This is a genomic window from Streptomyces sp. NBC_01635, assembly GCF_045209715.1.
In the GTDB taxonomy this organism is placed as follows: Bacteria; Actinomycetota; Actinomycetes; order Streptomycetales; family Streptomycetaceae; genus Streptomyces; species Streptomyces hirsutus.
In genome coordinates, this window is the sequence record NZ_CP109277.1 from 7,086,682 (window position 1) to 7,105,093 (window position 18,412).

12 protein-coding genes and 1 CRISPR repeat array are annotated in these 18,412 nt (G+C 68.3%); of the genes, 10 read left to right on the top strand and 2 right to left on the bottom strand.

Going from position 1 to position 18,412, the window contains the following annotated elements; genetic code table 11:
* Positions 1 to 1,697 precede the first annotated feature (1,697 nt).
* Positions 1,698 to 2,153, bottom strand: coding sequence for a hypothetical protein (locus OHB56_RS32880; protein ID WP_406357220.1), 456 nt, complete (start codon positions 2,151 to 2,153; stop codon positions 1,698 to 1,700).
* Between the two features lie 2,111 nt (positions 2,154 to 4,264).
* Here OHB56_RS32880 and OHB56_RS32885 point away from each other — a divergent pair.
* From OHB56_RS32885 to cas2e, 10 genes are all read left to right on the top strand, one after another.
* The gene (locus tag OHB56_RS32885; protein WP_406357222.1) at positions 4,265 to 6,970 is read left to right on the top strand and encodes a CRISPR-associated endonuclease Cas3''; all 2,706 of its coding nucleotides are present in this window, start codon (positions 4,265 to 4,267) and stop codon (positions 6,968 to 6,970) included.
* A gap of 67 nt (positions 6,971 to 7,037) precedes the next feature.
* Positions 7,038 to 8,648 (top strand): type I-E CRISPR-associated protein Cse1/CasA, encoded by a 1,611-nt coding sequence (casA, locus tag OHB56_RS32890; protein WP_406357224.1) that lies wholly within the window; start codon positions 7,038 to 7,040, stop codon positions 8,646 to 8,648.
* Positions 8,649 to 8,676: 28 nt separating this feature from the next.
* Positions 8,677 to 9,351, top strand: coding sequence for a type I-E CRISPR-associated protein Cse2/CasB (gene casB / locus OHB56_RS32895; protein ID WP_406357226.1), 675 nt, complete (start codon positions 8,677 to 8,679; stop codon positions 9,349 to 9,351).
* 23 nt (positions 9,352 to 9,374) lie between these two features.
* A complete protein-coding gene (gene cas7e, locus OHB56_RS32900; protein ID WP_406357228.1) occupies positions 9,375 to 10,550 on the top strand; it encodes a type I-E CRISPR-associated protein Cas7/Cse4/CasC in 1,176 nt (391 codons plus the stop codon).
* Positions 10,547 to 11,371, top strand: coding sequence for a type I-E CRISPR-associated protein Cas5/CasD (cas5e, locus tag OHB56_RS32905; RefSeq protein WP_406357230.1), 825 nt, complete (start codon positions 10,547 to 10,549; stop codon positions 11,369 to 11,371). Before cas7e ends, cas5e begins: the two co-directional genes overlap by 4 nt.
* 209 nt (positions 11,372 to 11,580) lie before the next feature.
* The gene (locus OHB56_RS32910; RefSeq protein WP_406359257.1) at positions 11,581 to 11,940 is read left to right on the top strand and encodes a type I-E CRISPR-associated protein Cas5/CasD; all 360 of its coding nucleotides are present in this window, start codon (positions 11,581 to 11,583) and stop codon (positions 11,938 to 11,940) included.
* Positions 11,937 to 12,584, top strand: a complete 648-nt coding sequence (gene cas6e / locus OHB56_RS32915) for a type I-E CRISPR-associated protein Cas6/Cse3/CasE (protein WP_406357232.1) — start codon at positions 11,937 to 11,939, stop codon at positions 12,582 to 12,584. The genes OHB56_RS32910 and cas6e (OHB56_RS32915) overlap by 4 nt, the downstream gene beginning before the upstream one ends.
* A 616-nt stretch (positions 12,585 to 13,200) precedes the next feature.
* The gene (gene cas6e / locus OHB56_RS32920) at positions 13,201 to 13,851 is read left to right on the top strand and encodes a type I-E CRISPR-associated protein Cas6/Cse3/CasE (protein WP_406357234.1); all 651 of its coding nucleotides are present in this window, start codon (positions 13,201 to 13,203) and stop codon (positions 13,849 to 13,851) included.
* A gap of 56 nt (positions 13,852 to 13,907) precedes the next feature.
* Positions 13,908 to 14,861: a type I-E CRISPR-associated endonuclease Cas1e gene (gene cas1e, locus OHB56_RS32925; protein WP_406359258.1), complete on the top strand. Its 954-nt coding sequence runs from the start codon at positions 13,908 to 13,910 to the stop codon at positions 14,859 to 14,861.
* Positions 14,861 to 15,178 carry a type I-E CRISPR-associated endoribonuclease Cas2e gene (gene cas2e / locus OHB56_RS32930; RefSeq protein ID WP_406357236.1) on the top strand — a complete coding sequence of 106 codons (318 nt, stop codon included), beginning with the start codon at positions 14,861 to 14,863 and terminating at the stop codon, positions 15,176 to 15,178. Before cas1e ends, cas2e begins: the two co-directional genes overlap by 1 nt.
* A 17-nt stretch (positions 15,179 to 15,195) precedes the next feature.
* A CRISPR array of direct repeats spans positions 15,196 to 16,810; the repeat unit is 29 nt; unit sequence GTCCTCCCCGCCGACGTGGGGGTGTTTCG.
* Positions 16,811 to 17,020: 210 nt separating this feature from the next.
* Here the strand turns inward: cas2e and OHB56_RS32935 are convergent.
* The gene (locus OHB56_RS32935; protein ID WP_406357238.1) at positions 17,021 to 18,385 is read right to left on the bottom strand and encodes a DUF317 domain-containing protein; all 1,365 of its coding nucleotides are present in this window, start codon (positions 18,383 to 18,385) and stop codon (positions 17,021 to 17,023) included.
* Between the last annotated feature and the right edge of the window lie 27 nt (positions 18,386 to 18,412).

Genomic DNA, 18,412 nt, shown 5'->3' on the forward strand with positions numbered 1-18,412 from the left:
CGAAACCCTCACCCGCTACATGGACTCAGGCGGAACACCCCCGCGTCGGCGGGGAGGACTCGACAAAGCCGCCCCGGTTCCGGCCACGTCACCGGAACACCCCCGCGTCGGCGAGGAGGACACGTTGTTGCTCCCGTCCCAGTCGTACTCGTTCGGAACACCCCCACGTCGGTGGGTAGGACGCGGCCGCCCCCGCCGCCGCGAGCTTGACGGCCGGAACACCCCCGCGTCGGCGGGGAGGACGTCGAGCACATGCTGACGACCGCTGAGCCGGGCGGAACATACCCGCGTCGGCGGGGAGAACCTCGAGGTCCGCCAGGTCGGCGGTGGTGCCGAGGGAACACCCCCACGTCGGCGGGGAGAACTCCGGCTTCACGATGCAGCCGCTGACCAAGGGCGGAACACCCCCGCGTCGGCGGGGAGGACGCTCACCCCCGCGGTTCGGGCAGCTGGCCGGGCGGAACACCCCCACGTCGGTGGGGAGGACCTGATGCTGGGCGGGATGGCGCGACAGGTCGGCGGAGCACCCCCACGTCGGTGGGGAGGACTGGAGCGCAAACACCCCGTCCGGCTTGGCGTTCGGAGCACCCCCGCATCGGCGGGGAGGACCTGACCGACACGGCGGAGAACCGGGTCCTCGACGGAGCACCCCCGCATCGGCGGGGAGGACTTCTGCGTCCTCGCCTACACCATCACCGGCCACGGAACACCCCCGCGTCGGCGGGAGGAAGCGGCCTGGTTGTTGTCGTAGGAGGCTAGGAGCTTGTAGGCGGCGAGGCGGCGAGGCGGCGAGGCGGCGTTCGTCCGAGGCCGGGACCCAGGAGGCTTTGGCCTCGGGGAAGGCGCGGCGGTGGCGCATGCCGCGGGGGTCGGCGTAGATCGGTTTGTAGTTGAGCCAGGACCACGCGTCGATGACCACGGCCTTGGCGCGGGACATGAGGCCCACCGGTCACACCCTTCACCCTCGACAGCCCCACGCCTGTGATCAGGGTACGGGCGTCGGAAGGGGTGGGTTCCCCCCCCGGCCTGGCGCTGAAGGTCGGCAGTATGCGCGGGAATTCACCCGTTGGGATGAGTCCGGACCGATCACGGAAGTCCCAATTGCCCTTATGTGAGGGGGGAGATGTGGTCCGGAGTACTCCCCCGGAGGCCGTAAACTCAGCAGTGGGTGTTCGTTCACTCGCTGTTGCTTCTCCGCCTCCGTGTTCCCGCGGGACGGAGGACGGCGGAACTCCGGTCCCTTCGGAACCGATCCGCTACACGAGGTGACATGTGAACAACAACGAACAGCCGGACTGGAGCTTCTGGTGCTTCGTCATCGCGGTCTTGGAGGTGGCTCTCCAGGTGATGTCGAAGCAGTAGCTCCGCGTCCGGCGCCCGTGTGAGAAACCAGGACCGCTCCCCTGACGAGGGGGGCGGTTCTGCGTTGTCCGCCAACTTTCACGGTCGGCTGTTGCCAGCATACCTAGAAAAGTCGGAGTACCGAAAATCTCCAAAGTGGCGAGACTGATTTCCTTCCTGCAACCTCCAACGCGTCTACGGGCCGTTCAGGCGTTTTCTCGGGCCTGGCAACTTTCCGGATCAGTGATTTCACTCGACTGGGCGGGGTGTCTCTGTGTAGGTCTGTCATGGTTCGTGAATCGCTGTGCAGCGCTGTGCGGCTACTTGATCACCGCAAGCGACGGCCCAGCGACGGCCTAGCGACGGCCCCTGAGTCGCTGATCGCTGTATTGCCCGACGCCTAGGCCGGACTGTGACGGGTTGGCGAGCTCGGTCAGCGCGTGCACTGCGGCATCCATTCGGTCGGGGCTGTCCATCCCTGGGAGCCAGGTGACCATCTGGCCCTCGAGTTCGGTGTGCTCGCCGACGTGATGGACCTTGCCCTGCTTGTACAGCTGGGCGATGGGCTCGGCGCGCAGGCGTTTGCCCTGCTTGGCGTGGACTTCGACGATGGCCGGTATGAGGAGGCCCTTCGTCTCGCCTTGCCGTTCGAACTCGGACCAGGCTTGGGTGACGATCTGGCGGGCCATGTCGCCGCCGAAGTTGTTCTCCACCAGGATCGCGTCCGCCTGCCGGTCGATGGCGAGCTGGCAAACCTCGGTGCCCCAGGTGTCGGCGCCCATGGTGCGGGAGCGGTCGTCGAGGGCGTACATGTATCCCTCGCTGTCACGAGCCGCGGAGGCAAGGCCGACTTCATCGTTGCGGAGGCTGTCGCCGCCGGCGTGGTCGGCGGCGACGACGACGCGGGTGGGGGTGATGCCGGGCCACGTGGCGGGGGTGATGCGGTTGCTGGTGATCCATGCCCACGGAGCACCCCCGCGTCGGCGGGGAGGATCCGGTCAGGTCGGTCGCGTCGAGCTGTCCGAACGGAACACCCCCACGTCGGCGGGGAGGACCTTGAGCAGGTACTCGTAGGCGGAGATCAGCGCGGAACACCCCCGCGCGTTGGCGGGGAGGACATCACCTGCGACGGCGACTTGATCCCGAGCGCCGGAACACCCCCGCGTCGGCGGGGAGGACGGCCTGACCGGCCCGAAGACCTGGCAGTACGCCGGAACACCCCCACGTCGGTGGGGAGGACAGCGCGGCGACGGTGAGCGGCTCCAGGACGTGCGGAACACCCCCACGTCGGTGGGGAGGACTGGGCACCGAGCTGCTGCTGAGTTCCACGAACCGGAACACCCCCGCGTCGGCGGGGAGGACGCTCGGTAGTCTCCTGCATGTGTCGTGCGCTCCGGAGCACCCCCACGTCGGCGGGGAGGACCCGTACTCCCAGCGGCAGTCGCGCCGGCTGTTCGGAGCACCCCCACGTCGGCGGGGAGGACCGAGGCGGGGGCTTTGTCGTCCCGTCAGGCGGCGGAACACCCCCACGTCGGTGGGGAGGACTACTGCGCGTCGGCCGTCCGGGGCAGTTTCAGCGGAACACCCCCACGTCGGTGGGGAGGACTGTGTGAAAGTGTCGGCATTGCAGTACCGAACCGGATCACCCCCGCGTCGGCGGGGAGGACGGCACCCTCGCGGTGCTGTGCATCGTCGGTGACGGATCACCCCCGCGTCGGCGGGGAGGACGATGAGTCGGAACAGGCCCACCAGTCGCTCCCCGGAACACCCCCGCATCGGCGGGGAGAACTCCCCCGCGTCCAGCGTGCAGTACCCGAACATCGGAACACCCCCACATCGGCGGGGAGGACGTCGTCGTCTTCGGGCCGGCCGTGGCCAGCAGCGGAACACCCCCGCGTCGGCGGGGAAGACGCCGCGTCTTGCCGTTCCTTGCTGCGCCCGGACGGAACACCCCCGCGTCGGCGGGGAAGACGAGGCCAGGGCCGTCTCCACACCGCCCACCCGCGGAACACCCCCGCGTCGGCGGGGAAGACACCAGCGGGGTGTCGGGGGTGAGGTCCATGACCGGAACACCCCCGCGTCGGCGGGGAGGACAGCCGGGACAGGATGCGGTCCGCGCGCTGCCGCGGAACACCCCCGCGTCGGCGGGGAGGACGGCCGCGCCGGTCAGCTCGACCTCCAAGTGATTGGAACACCCCCGCGTAGGCGGGGAGGGCAAGTCTCGGAGGGGCGGGCCACCTGGCCAGCTTGTTGAGGTAGGACACGAGCGTGCTGTTGGGGCCCTGCTGCACGCCCAGGCCCTCATACGTCGACACGCTCGAGGCGACGCGTGCCGTCCGGCGCAGCAGTGAGGGCGGGGTCACCTCCGCTCGCGTGGAGTCGGCATCATCCGCTTGTAGCCGGATATCTCGTCCTGCGGCGTAACCCGGCTGCGCAGAACGTGTTCGGCCAGCGGGGATCGTTTGCACACAAGAGGTGACGGACCCCTGGGGTCCGTCACCGTTGGCTCAGAAGAGCCAGCTGACGAGTTCGCTGATCAGAGCACGGATCACCGCGCTGACCACTACGCGTGAGGTACCGAGAAGTACCTCGCGGCGCAGGACGAACCTGTGCAGGAACCGGGACACTGCATCTCCAGAGCGCAGACTGGGCCGAGGTTGCGCCACATCCCTCGGGAGGGTCGTGCGTTCGTCTCGGCGTTGTCGTCGCCTGGAGAGTCAATGAGGTTCCGCGCACCTCCCAGGGAGGCGTGCAGCGGTATGTACTCTACGGCGGAGACACGTTGGTGTGGCAATGCTTGAGGGAATTTCCCCCCTCCGGTCTTCAAAGAGGTGCAGCAGGATGAAGGGGGAGTTGCGGTCGAGTCTTTCTGCCGCGACCTTTTGAGGCACACCTGCACTGCATCCGCGACAAGGAGCACCCCATGTCCCTGGACTCCCGCCTGTGGGGCAAGGCTGCCGGGCTGGGCAAGAACGCCCGCGGGGCTCACCGCACGCACCCTTTGATCTGTCATCTGCTGGATACGGCAGCCGTCGCGGAGGTCGTCTGGGATGAACTGCTGACCTCGCACCAGCGGAGCATGGTGGTCGGGGCACTGCAGGTTCCGGACGAGGAGGTGCGGGCGCTCGCGGCGTTCTGGGCGGGACTGCACGACATCGGGAAGATCAGCGTGCCGTTCCAACTCCACCGGAGCGGCCCGAAGAACGCGGATGGAGAGCTGCTGGCACAGGAGCTGGGCGGTGAGCAGGGGTACGGATTCGCGGCTGGCGCCACGCAGGACAGGCAGTCGCACGAGGCGGCAGCGCACTGGTGGCTGGCGGGGATCTTCGAGGAGATCGGCTATCCGTCGTCGAAGCGGCGTCCGCAGTCCCAGCTCAGTCACGCGGTGGCCCAGATGCTCGGTGGGCACGGCGGTCGCTACCACCCGGCCGTCCACGGCAAGGACTATAGGTGCCCTGTCGCCCGTCACCCCGGTCTGGGCACGGGTAGTTGGGAGGAGCAGCGGCGGGTCCACTTTGACGAGGTGCGCAGAGTGACAGGGGCGACCTCGGTTCCGCAAGGGCGGATGACGCCGGGAGCGGCTGTCGTTCTGACGGGGCTGGTGACCCTGTCGGACTGGCTGGCCAGCATCGAAGTAGAGATTCGGGCCAGACTCAAGGAGGAGGGATGGGCTGGGGCTCCTGAAGACCTGGACGCTTACTGGAAGATCACCCGCGAAGCGGCTCTCCGTCTGGTGCAGAAGACCGACCTGCTCGGGACGGGTTTCGCCCGGCCAGACCCGGTTCAATGTGCGGGTGAGACCAGCCTTCTGGCCAGCATGGAGGGCCAGCTGCCTGATTTGGTGACCGAACACGGGCCGGGCCTGGTGGTGGTGACGTCTTCGCCGTCGGAGGAGCGTACGGAAGCGGCTCTTCGCGCAGCGGCGGTCCTCGGGCATGCAGCGGACGCGCGCGGTCTTTTCTATGCGCTGCCGACCGGTTCATCGGCCGACAGCCACATGGCGCAGGTGCATGCTTTCGCTGAGCAGGCCCTGACGGGCCCCTGGCGGTCGCTCCTGCTCCACAGCTCTTCGCGGTTGAAGCCGGCGGAAGCCGCGAAGCAGTGGGCGCAAGCCCATGCGCCCGGTGATGTCAGCGCGGAGCCTGGTGAGGAGTGGGCCCCGGCAGCGAACAGCTGGCTCAACTCCCATCACCGCGCGCTGCTTGCTGCGCTGGGCACGGGGACGGTGGACGAACTTCTCCAGGCGGTCATGCCGGTGAAGTTCAACGTGATGCGACTCTTTGCTTTCTCCGGCAAGGTCGTCGTGGTGGACGAGGCCCATGCCCGCGGTGCCTGGGGGCAGAAGCTGATGCTCCGGTTTCTGGAGTGGGCCGCTGCGCTGCGGATTCCAGTTGTCCTGGCCGCGATGTCTGCGGACAAGTCGGTTGATGCGATGCTGGCGGCCTATCGCCGTGGCGCTGGAGGGGGCAAGGAGCCGATGGTGCAGCCTCGCCGGCTGCCGGCGTGGTCGTTCGTGGATGCTCAGTCCGGAGGCGGGCACCTGCCTCGGCAGCCTGCGGGAGCCGTCCGCGCCAGCACGCTCAGCATCAAGGTCCTTGATGGTGCACCGTACGACGAGATCCAGGCGGCTCTTGTACCCCTGGTCGAGGCCGGCAACGGCAGGGCCGTCGTCTACCGGTCGACGCCTGCGGAAGCCATCCGTACGTTCCGTCAGCTCTCGCAGGACCTGTCCGGCCTCGATGTGACCCTGGTTCATGAACAGATGCGCAACAAGGACCGATGGCGGCGTCTCGCGGCCTGCCGGAACACCTTCTCTCCCGACGGCGGCATCAGCGGCCCTTCCGCGCTGGTGACGACGCCAATGCTGGAACACGTCAGAGGTCTGCGATTCGACCTCGTCGTATCGGGGCCGGCGCCGCTCGCGGACCTGCTGGCCCGTGCGGCACAGGGCGCGGGTGACCAGCCGCGGCTCGTGGTGCTCCGAGCGGACAACAAGTCTGAACTGGACGACGTCGCGCTGGTGCGGCGTACTGACATAGTCCTGGGGGCCGGCAGGACGATTTCCATGCCGGAGGAAGTGCCCCTGCTGTTGGACGAGGTGTACGCCGACGAACTCGTCGACAGGATGGGGAAGGCTGCGGCGCGTGAGCTTCAGCAGCTGGACAACCGGCGGACGGTCCGAGAACGAAGAGCCACCGGTACTGCAGGTTGGCTGCAGGTGCCAGGGCCGCGCGAGCTTGATGGCGACCTCGGCCTACTGAGCCGCGACCACCCCGGTATGGAGCCCGAACTGCTCTCCTCCGTGCTCGGCGAGGAGATGGTGCATGTGGTGTGCCTGTACCCAGGGTCTCTCCTTGAGGACGGGGTCCTCAAGGAGAAGCTTGCACTCGATTCCAAGCGCAAGCGCAGACCGAAGCCGGGCCAGCTTGTCCCCTACCTGATCCCAGTACCGCAGCGACTCGTCGACGGCGTGGCGGGCGATGCAAACAGCGTCTGGCGCGACATGGCCGCCCTCAAGACTGTCCTCCGGCTGAACATGACCCGGGAAGACGGTACGTGGGTGCGAACCGGCGAGAGGCACCGATTCCGCTTAAGCGAACTGGGCTTGACTGTCGATCAGTTGCCGTAACGGCCCACATCCTCCCCGCTTGTCCTTCTAGTATTCCGTGACGTGCAACGATGCGGGGGGAGGGGGCGTGATCACGTCTGCGTCCAATCTGATCGACCAGCCATGGATCCCGGTCGCGTGGGGGAAGGGGCAGTCGGGTCCACCTGAAGTGGGGCTCAGGGACCTGTTTGTGCACGCCCGAGAGATCCGCACTCTGCTGATCCCGGAAGCTCCGGCTCACTCGGCGCTGCTGCGCTTGCTGTACGCGCTGACCGCCCGGATCACCGCTCTAGACGAGGCGGGGCCTGGAAGCTGGGGTGACCGGCGGGAACAGGTCAGGGAACAGGGGTTTCCCGAGCAGAGCATCGACCTGTCTGACGGCCGCAAGGCCGGCATCGAAGGCTATTTCGGTCAGTGGAGCCACCGCTTCGACCTGTTCGACGGTGATCGTCCGTGGCTCCAGGACCCCCGCCTCCCTGACCAGTGCGACAGGAACAACACGGCCGGTGTCCACAAGCTGGTCATGAGCCGGGCAGCGGGCAACAACCACTCCTGGTTCGAGCACTGGAGCCACGACAGTCCCGTACCTCTCGATCTTTCGCAGGCGGCATTATCGCTGCTGACCTGGCATTATTGGGGAGACCCCGGTGCCCTTTCGAGACGTGCGGTCGGGCAAGTGAGAAGCCACTATGCGAAAGCGTCACCCCTGCGGGCCGCGCTGTCGTACCACCCGCAGTGCGACAACCTGCTCCTGACGTTGCTGGCCGGTCTCACACCGCCGGACGGCGGCGTCAGCCGGCACACGGACCTGTGCCCGTGGGAGCGTGAAGACCTCCCGGACCCGCTCAAGCCGATGCCCGAGCCGCAGGGCCCCTGCTCACGGCTCACCGCCTGTTCACAGCACGCGCTCTGTCTCGTCCCCGCCCCGGACGGCGAGCATACGGCCGACGCGTACATCACCTGGGCTTATGACGCCGAGCGGATTCGGCCGGAAGACGACTACCTGATCTGGGACATCACCAAGGACGGGAAGACATCCCCCCGGCTCGCATACTCCTCCCGTTCTCTGTGGCGCGACATCGACGCCCTCCTGCTCAAGCAACTGGACGACGCACACCCCATCCAGCCGAAGGTCATGGATCATGCCTTCGACGTCAGTGAGTACTTACGGGTACGCGCCCTCGGCTTCGAACAGGACGCCAGCCAGGCAGCCAACCACCAGTACGTCGACTCCGTGACCCCGGTGCTCCTGTCCCGAGTGGAAGAGGATGCGGCGAGCACCGAGCGGCCCGTACGCCAGCTCCGCGAACTCGGCGAGCTCTTCGGGCACCGGCTGGAGCAGGCCACCAAGGAAGCCTGGCTGAAGTACACGGATGACAAGAAGAACGATCCGGGGGCCTGGCTGGACGCGGTCGCGGCACGGTACTGGCCGTCGGCGGAGGACGAGTTCTGGTCACGGTTTAGGCAGTTGACACGCTCTGACGGCGCCACGGACACCGGATTCGACTTCGAGGCCGCATGCCGAGCCTTCGGGCGGCACGCGCTCGACGCCTACGAGGCGGTGACCGACTCCGTGACGCGCACACCACGAGGCGCGAAGGCCGTCACCAAGGCGAAGGCCGTCATCCTCGCCGCCCTGAAAGACCCGTACAAGGCGATGGAGCAACCGGTGACGAAAAGCGCAGCCAAGAAGTCGTGACCGTCGCCCGCCGACCCGAGGACAAGCTGTGACCTTCCAAGCTTCTGAACCGAGCAAGCGGCAGAGAAACCGCGCCACGTACGCCGCATTCACCGCACACATCGAACATCTGTGCCGCACAGATCCCGGTGCCCGTGCGGCGCTGCGCGCGGGCCTGCGCCGCGATCTGGACCACCCGCGCACACGTCCCATGCATCGGCTGCTGACGCCGCGACTGCCGGAAGGGTGCGACGACAAGACAGCGCAGGCTTACTACACGGTGGCCTCGCTGATCGCGGCTCAGCCCCGACACGCCTTCTCACCCGACCAGGGAGACGACGAAGACACCGCAGCCGAATACGGGACGGCAAAGAAGCAGGCTCCTCGGGAGGAGGGACAACCGGACGAGAGGCAGACCCCGCCCGGGCCGATCCCGTATGGCTCCTCGTTCGGTGCCACCCTGGGCCAAGCCGTCACCGCAAAGGGCACCTCGATGCGGATGAGCGCCGCGGAGAGCCGTATCAACCTCCTGACGCGGCAGAGCCTGCGCGGTATCCACCTGCACCTTCCTGCTGCGGTGAATCAGGTACGCACCACCGACACCTCCATCGACTGGCAACAACTGCTGGCAGACCTGGTCGACTGGCAGTACCAGTCGGGGCGTATCAGCCGCCGCTGGCTGCAGGACTTCTACCGGATCACGGCCGGCGCCGACCAGGACTGACCCTCACCCACAGGAGATCCCCGATGAACCTCAAGCCACGCTTCATCGACATCCACGTCGTCCAACCCGTTCCCTACGCGAACCTGAACCGGGACGACACCAATTCGGTGAAAAGCATGCTCTACGGCGACGTCCTGCGTACCCGCATCTCCAGCCAGTCCTGGAAGCGGGCCACCCGCAAGCACTTCCAGGACACGCTCGGCGAGAACGCGCTGCGCACACGCCGTATCGGCGAGCGGGTCGCCGAGGTGCTTCGCGAGCGTGGGTGGGACAAGGCGCTTGCCGAACGCGCGGGCGCGCATGTCGCGGCAGGGAGCAGCATCAAGTGGGAGGTGGCCAAGGGTAAGGACAAGCAGCCCATCACGAACAAGGTCCTGACCAACGCGCTCGTCTATCTTCCCGAAGACGCTGTCGAGGACTTGGCCGACATCGCCGAAGCCAACAAGGACGCGCTCACGACAGACTTCACCGGCAAAGGAAAGAACAAGCCCGAAAGCGCCCTGAAAGGGAAGATCGACAAGATCCTTGTCAAAAAGAACGGGGTCATCAACCTCTTCGGTCGCATGCTCACCGAGGTCGACCAGGCCAATGTCGACGGTGCCGTCCAGGTCGCGCACGCCTTCACCACGCACACCACTGAGGTCGAACTCGACTACTTCGCAGCTGTCGACGATGTCACCGAGGCGAAGGGCGATGAAACGGGCAGTGGCCACATGGGCACTGCCGAGTTCAGCACCGGCACCTTCTACCGGTTCGCCACCGTCGATCTCAAGGAACTCATCAAGAATCTGAGCGATGACAGCGACATCGCACTCGATGCCGCCCGCGAGCTCGTCGGCCAGTTCCTGCTCTCCTTCATCGAGTCCCTGCCGCAGGCGAAGAAGAACTCCACCGCCCCGCACACCATCCCGCATCTGGTCCACGTGGCGGTCCGCTCCGACCGGCCGCTGTCGTTCGCCGCAGCCTTCGAGGAACCCGTACGATCAGCCGGACACGGCGGCTTCGTCGGGCGCTCCGTGGAAGGCATCGATGCGTACGCCAAGGCCGCGAACACTCTCCTCGGCCCCGACCGCGTTCTGCACGCGGCACATGCTTCCCTCCAGTTCGACAAGCTCGAGCACCTCGGCGAGCGTCACTCGTCCTTCGAGGCTCTCGTCACCGCCGCTGTCGACTTCGCTCTCGCCGAGGCCCCGCAGTGACCGACCGTCCCTCCCGAGGGCTGCTGTTGCGTCTGGCAGGCCCACTCCAGTCCTGGGGCACGCACAGCAAGTACGCGCGGCGTGACACAGCCCGATTCCCCACTCGGTCCGGCATCGTGGGCATGCTAGCCGCAGGACTCGGGCGAGTGCGCCAGGCGTCCTTGGACGACCTCACGGAGCTGTCGATGACGGTACGTGTCGACCGACCCGGTGTCGTGCTGTCCGACTTCCACACCGTTGGCGGTGGACTGCCCGCCGATGAGACGGTGATCACCGTCGATGGAAAACACCGCCCCGAGGGTAAGGGCACTCTGGTATCCAGGCGCCAGTACCTGGCCGACGCTGCTTTCACGCTCGCGCTGACGTCCGATGATGAAGCGCTGCTGCACGCGTGCGCCGCTGCCCTGCGTGACCCGTACTGGCCGCTCTTTCTCGGCCGCCGGTCATGCCCGCCGGAAGGCCCGATCCTGCTGGGCTGCGGGGAAGATCCGCTGCGCCACCTGGTACAGCTGCCCTTGGCGGCCAAGAGGCCGCGCAGCGGCCGGCAGCCGATTGAGTTCTACGGCGACAGACCGCTCGGTGCGCTCCCCGTGAACTCCGACGCCCCGGATAAGGGCGACGGGGATCACCACAGCGGCGAGGTCACCGACGAGCCGATGTCGTTCACACCACTGGCGCGCCAGTACCGGCCTCGGCCGCTGTACCGGCGTGCCGTGCACCTGCCGGACGCCGCCTACAAAGGCTTCGGCACCGGCTACCTGGAGACGCTCCAGAGCTACATCGACACCCACTTCGCGACGGCGGAAAGGAGCACCCGGTGACTGTATGGCCGGCCCCCATCGTGCCCTGCTCTCGCGAGGCCCGCCGAACTGAGCGGCAATGTGCAAGGCATCCGACTGTGCCAGCGCATGGTGCAGATGTTCCCCGACGCGCTCGAAGCGGCTTACGACTCCTGCTACACCCTCATCGACGCTGCCTGCTCCGCCAGGGCGCGGGCGTGAACGGGCTCGTGCTCCGGCTGGCCGGCCCGATGCAGTCCGGGGGCGAACGCTCGGCGTTCACCCCCGACGGGGACACCGTCCCGTTCCCCAGGCGCACCGCGCTGCTTGGCGCGCTTGCCGCGGCGCAGGGCATCACCCGCCAGGACACGGGCGCACTCGACCGGTACGCGGCTCTGGAGTTCACCGTCCGGGTGGACCGGCCCGGCGGCCGGCGAAGCAGACGTGCTCACTGTGTACGACATGCCCCTCTGCTTCGCCCTGCACGGCCGCAATTACGGACGACGCCAGCTCCACCGCACCGGGGAACGCTACTCCCTGCACCTGGTTACCGGCCCCACACCTTGCCCACGAAGCTGATCCACTACGCCATGAAGGAGGCCGCCGCATGAGCCCCAGCGCGGCCCTCGCCCGCATCCGCCTCAATCCCCACAGCCGCGCCGTCCAGCGCGACCTGCGCAACGCTACCGACATGCACCGCACCCTTATGCGTCTGGTACCCGACGGCCTGGGCGGCAGTCCCCGGCAGGCGGCCGGGCTCCTGTACCGCCTCGACGTAACCGACACCTTCAGCACGCTCCTGGTCCAGGCCACCGCCCTCGACCCGACACGCCTGCCCGACGACTACGGCCACGCCGACGTCAAAGACCTCACCCCGGTGTTCAACGCCCTTCAGAAGGGCCTCGCCGTCCGCTACCGCATCGTCGTCAACCCGGTCAAAACCGAACGCCTGTCACTGGAGAACAAGGGCCGACGTGGCAAACGCATCGCGCTCACCGGACCGGATGCCGACCAGTGGTGGGCACGCCGCGCCCACGAGGCCGGACTGCACCTGACCACAGCGCTGCCCACCCTGATCGCTGCCGTGCACGGCAGCAGCGACAGCGCCGCCGCCGTGCGGCATCACCTGGTGCGCTATGACGGCACCGCCACCGTCACCGACCCTGACGCCCTGGCCGAGGCCGTACTGGTCGGCATCGGACGGGCCAAGTCTTACGGCGCTGGCCTGCTCAGCCTTGCCCGCGCAGCCGCATGAGCCCACCTTCGACGGCGGCCAGGCCCATAAGCGCCTTGCCGTGACCGTCCTGGCCTTGCTCCCCCCGGCGTCGCCGACTCCCTGTACTTCTTGTACCTCGACGTCCTCCTCGCCGAAGGGAGGATGTCCGGACCCCGCGTATGGATCGCTCAGCCGGTTCGCCGTCCTCCCCGCCGACGCCGGGGGCGACCCGTGGGAAAGAGACACCCCCACGTCGGTGAGGAGGACCCCACGGCGCGAACGCGTACGAGTGGGACGCCGGAACACCCCGCGTCAGAGGGGAGGACCGCAGGGCCGAGGGGACGGCGTCGCCGGTCGGCAGAGCACCCCAGTGGGCGGGGAGGACTCGGCCCTCCAGCTCACGGACGAGCAGAACGACGGCACACCCCACGGCGGCGGGGAAGACATGGGCATTCGAACCGCAGTGCTGGAAGGAACCGGAACACCCTCGCGTCGGCGGGGAGGACGTCAGTTCCGCGATCCTCGCCTGCGCCTGGCGCAGCCACACCGGCCGCCGCCTCCACCGCACCCCGGTACCGGTGCTCCGCGCCCTGGCAGGCCCCCCACAGACCCTGATGCAGCGCCTGATCGACTACGCCCACCTCGAGGAAAGCGCATGAACGACCATCCGGTGATCGCACGCATCCGCCTCAACCCGCACAGCCGCGACGTGCAGCGGGACCTGCGCGACGCCACCCAGATGCACCGCACCGTCATGCGGATGGTCCCCGACGGCCTCGGCGACGCCCCCCGTCACCAGGCCGGGCTGCTGTACCGCCTGGACGAGACCGACACCTCCAGCACCCTCCTCGTCCAGGCCGCCAGGCTCGACCCGGCACACCTGCCCACCGGATACGGCCAGGCCGACGTCAAGAGCCTCGCCCCGATGTTCACCGCACTGCGCAAGGGAATCGGCGTCCGCTACCGCATCGTCCTCAACCCCGCCAAACGGGAGCGGCTCTCCCTGGAGGAGAAGGGGACGCGAGGACGGATCGTGCCGCTCTCCGGCACCGACGCCGACCAGTGGTGGCTCCGCCGGGCCGCCGAAGCTGGCCTCGACCTTCACGTCCTGACCCCCACCAGCATGGAGCCGGCCCGACCCCGCGGCCGAGAAGCCCCCCGCATGCGGCACAGCCTGCTCCGTTACGACGGTACCGCCGCCGTCACCGACCCCGACGCTCTCCGAGACGCCGTCATCCACGGCATCGGACGTGGCAAACCGTACGGCGCGGGACTGCTCAGCCTCGCACCCGTGAGAACCACGTGAGCGCGCCACGACGGGGCGGCGACGCGCGCAGACGCCTCGCCGCCCCCACCCTGGCCATGCTCCCCCGCGTCGCGGACTCCCTGTCCTTCCTCTACCTGGACATGGTCCGCGTGGTGCAGGACGACACCGGAGTGTGCGCGCAGATCCAGATCGACGAACACCGCACCGACCTCGTCTACATCCCCACCGCCGCCCTGTCCTGCCTGCTCCTCGGCCCGGGCGTATCCATCACCACCCCGGCCCTGACCACCCTCGCCCGGCACGGCACCAGCGTCGTCTGCGTCGGAGCGGGCGGCGTCCGTGCCTACGCGGGCGTCCTCCCGGACTCCCTCACCACCCACTGGCTCGAACAACAGGTCGCGACGTGGGCCGACCCGGCGCGGCGTCTTGAGGTCGCCGTTCGCATGTACCGGATGCGCTTCAAGGACGCCGACGTACCGGAATCCGTCACCCTGGACCAACTCCGCGGTATGGAAGGCCAGCGTATGAAGGCGTTCTACAAGATCCTCGCGCAGCAGCACGGCATCGGACGCTTCCGCCGCAACTACCGGCCCGACCAATGGGACACCCAGGACCCCGTCAACCTCGCCCTGTCCGCCGCCAACACCTGCCTGTACGGCGTCGTCCACGCCGCCCTGCTCGCTCTCGGACTCTCCCCGGCCCTCGGCTACGTCCACGCCGGCACCCAGCACGCCTTCATCTACGACATCGCCGACCTTTACAAAGCCGACATCACACTCCCCCTCGCCTTCGCCCTCCACAGCTCCGACAACCCCGAACAGGAAGCCCGCCGCCGCTTCCGCGAAGACCTCCGACTCCTGCGTCTCCTGCCCCGCATCGTCCAGGACGTCCAGTCCCTGCTGACCCCGCCCCACACCCACACGACCACAGCCGACGATGACATTGACGAGGAACGCTCCGAACGGCGTGACGTGCGGATGGTCCACCTCTGGGACCCCAAAGCCGGAGTCCTCCCAGCAGGCGTCAACTACGCCGAAGGAGGCGGCTGATGCCCTCCATGGTCGTCATCGCCACCACCGCGGTCCCCGACCACCTGCGCGGCGCCCTCAGCCGATGGACCAGCGAAGTAGTGCCCGGCATCTTCGTCGGCAGCGTCTCGGCCCGCGTCCGTGATGAACTCTGGAACGCCGTCACCGAAGTCGTGGGCAACGGCGCCGCCGTTCTTGTCCACCCCGCCGCCACGGAACAGGGCTACACCATCCGCACCGCAGGAACCCGCCGCCGGGTCCCTGTCGACTTCGACGGCCTTACTCTGATCCGCATGACCGCCGCACCAAAGGTAAAGGAAATGCAATCCCCCTCTTAAGGTGCAGGTCAGGAAGGGTCCTCCCCGCCGACGTGGGGGTGTTTCGGTCAGCTGCACGATCCCGGTCGTGTTGATGATGTCCTCCCCGCCGACGTGGGGGTGTTTCGAGCTCACGAACACGGTCCTGCATGATGCCGGTGTCCTCCCCGCCGACGTGGGGGTGTTTCGCGGGACCAACCCACGCCGTCCGCCAGCATCTCGTCCTCCCCGCCGACGTGGGGGTGTTTCGCGTTACAGGCCGGGGCGCGGCCGCGGGGGCGTGTCCTCCCCGCCGACGTGGGGGTGTTTCGCGGAACGAGGAACGCCCATGACACGGCAAGCCGTCCTCCCCGCCGACGTGGGGGTGTTTCGGCTTCTGCGAGCTCGGGTAGGCCGGTGACCTGGTCCTCCCCGCCGACGTGGGGGTGTTTCGCCGTGCAAGAGCCGCTCGCGCTCATCCCCACCGTCCTCCCCGCCGACGTGGGGGTGTTTCGTTCGCTGACCGGGGTGTGACGGGGTTCGTGGAGTCCTCCCCGCCGACGTGGGGGTGTTTCGCCCGAGCCGGCCCGTCTCGCCGCGGTCCCGGAGTCCTCCCCGCCGACGTGGGGGTGTTTCGATCACCGTCCGTGCGGACACGGTCGGCGGCTCGTCCTCCCCGCCGACGTGGGGGTGTTTCGGCGATGCCGGCGGCGAGAATGCCCGCGCTGATGTCCTCCCCGCCGACGTGGGGGTGTTTCGACACAGCGGCTCGGCACCGCGGGCGAGACCGGGTCCTCCCCGCCGACGTGGGGGTGTTTCGAAGTGGGTGACGATCAAGCGCGGTGACAACCTGTCCTCCCCGCCGACGTGGGGGTGTTTCGCTGTGCAAGGACCGCGTCGTCAACATCCGCGCGTCCTCCCCGCCGACGTGGGGGTGTTCCGGCGCGGGATGCCGTCGCCTCCGTCCACCCCGCGTCCTCCCCGCCGACGTGGGGGTGTTCCGATGAACCGCACCCGGGCCGCAACGTGGGGCCTGTCCTCCCCGCCGACGTGGGGGTGTTCCGGTCCCCAAGCGGGTGTGGGGGAGCGGGGCGTAGTCCTCCCCGCCGACGTGGGGGTGTTCCGCTCCCGAGCGCCCGCCGCGGCGCGACGACACCGTCCTCCCCGCCGACGTGGGGGTGTTCCACGCCGAACCGCAACGTGCGGGTGCCAGACGCCGTCCTCCCCGCCGACGTGGGGGTGTTCCGACCGCCGGGGAGTCGAGGCCGAAGCGGGCCGGGTCCTCCCCGCCGACGTGGGGGTGTTCCGGCCTGGCCGGTGGCCATGCGCCACATCCACTCGTCCTCCCCGCCGACGTGGGGGTGTTCCGATCATGCCGACCACCACCGGGTCGGCGTTGCCGTCCTCCCCGCCGACGTGGGGGTGTTCCGGTCGACGGCCTGTACGACGCGATCTTCGGGGCGTCCTCCCCGCCGACGTGGGGGTGTTCCGGACGGTCCGGCCGCGGCGCCGATCTGCCCCAGGTCCTCCCCGCCGACGTGGGGGTGTTCCGACCAGGCCGAGGTGCCAGCTACGGATGCGCTGGTCTTCCCCGCCGACGTGGGGGTGTTCCGGCGTACCCCGACGCGTACTTCGCCGCCGAGGCGTCCTCCCCGCCGACGCGGGGGTGGTCCGCTGGGCACGCCTTGTCCGCGAACTTCGAAAGGTTTTTCACCTACCTGGACCTATGCCTTCGGTCTACCGGACTGCCTGAAACAGCATGTCGACCTTCGGACATGCGGTGCAGGGACCGACGTGCGTTCGGGCTCGGGGGCGTACCTACGGCAGCGGTCGTCCGAGGGTGACGCTTCGCTTATGTCATGGCGCGGAAAGAGAGTTGAGTCGTCACAGGTTCCGGTTGGCGGCGTGCGGGGTGGTGGCCTGCGGGAGGCCGAGTGGAGTGGCCTTGAGCTGTGCGGGTTTGTGGGGCACTGTCGGCTTCGTGCGGGTGCCGGTGCCGTGGGCGAGTTCCTCGGTGAGACTGGCCAGGAGCGGGGCGGGTGTGTAGGAGGAGGCGTGGAGGGCCCAGGTGGGGCGGTCGATGCTGGGGCCTGCCCAGAGGGTCCAGGTTGGCAGGGTGCTGGGGTTCTGGGCGGCGAAGGCGTCGAACTGGACGCCAGCGTCGCCTGGGGTGGTCTCCCAGCGGATCCATCGGCCCTCGATGGTGTGCTTCCAGCCGGCGTCGGTGAGAGGGCGGGTGGCTTCGGTGACGGTCTTCTCGGTGGTGGGGCTGCCGATGGCGGTCTCCCAGGCGTCTCCTTCCGCGAGCCTGTTCAGGAGGGTCTTCAGCAGAGGGGCGGGGGTGGCGCCAGTCAGGGTGAGGTGCCACATGCGGTCGGAGACGGGTGTCTCGTAGGCGGCGACAGTCCAGGTGGTCTCGCGGGGATTCGTTTCGTGGACGAGTTCGGCCCGCAGGGTCTGTGTCTCGTGGATGAGGTGGGTGGTGTCGTCCGACCAGGTGCGCCATTTCTCCCAGTCGTCGTGTTCGGTGACGAACTCGTCGAGGGCGGCGTTGTGGTCCGCCGGGTCGGCGGCGTAGGCGGGAACCATCTCGGTCCGCTGGACGGCCGGTTCAGGTTTCAGCGGGTTTGGCGAGTGCAGTGTGCTGCGGGCTTCGGCGGCCTGGCGCTCGACGTCGGTCATGGGCGCGGGCCCGGGGCGCTTCGTGTCGCTGTGGAGGCGTTCGAAGGCGGCGAGAGCATCGGCAGGTGAATCGAAGGTTTCCGCGATCGTGCGCAGGTGGTTCTCGCCGTGGAGGGTGACGCTGCTGCCGTCGCGGTAGGAGCCGACGGCGACCATGGTCCATCCGTCGTCGGCGTGGGCGTGGATGGCGAGGCGACCGTGGCGGATGTCGTCGTAGATCTTCTGGGCTTCGTCGGAGACCTCACGGATCTCCTGGCGGGTGCACCAGGGCATGGGGTAGTTGGCCCAGGTCCACTCCTCGTCAATGGCTTCACGCAGCCCGGACGTGATCTCGGTGCTGATGCCTTCGGCGGTGAGCGCCTGGGCGGTCCGTTCCGCCCAGTAGGGCTCCTCGTGGTCGATGCGGGCCATGACCAGCGTGTGCTCGTCCACGCTCTCGAAGCCGCGGACGCTCAGGTGGGCGTGGGCGATGTGTCGTGCGGTGCCGGCGACGGTGGCGACGACGGCGCTGCGATGGGAGGGGTGGGTCTTGAGGCGGACGTGCGCGTCGATGGACGGTGTCGTCAAGGCGAGTTGCTCGATTCGGCCTGGGGT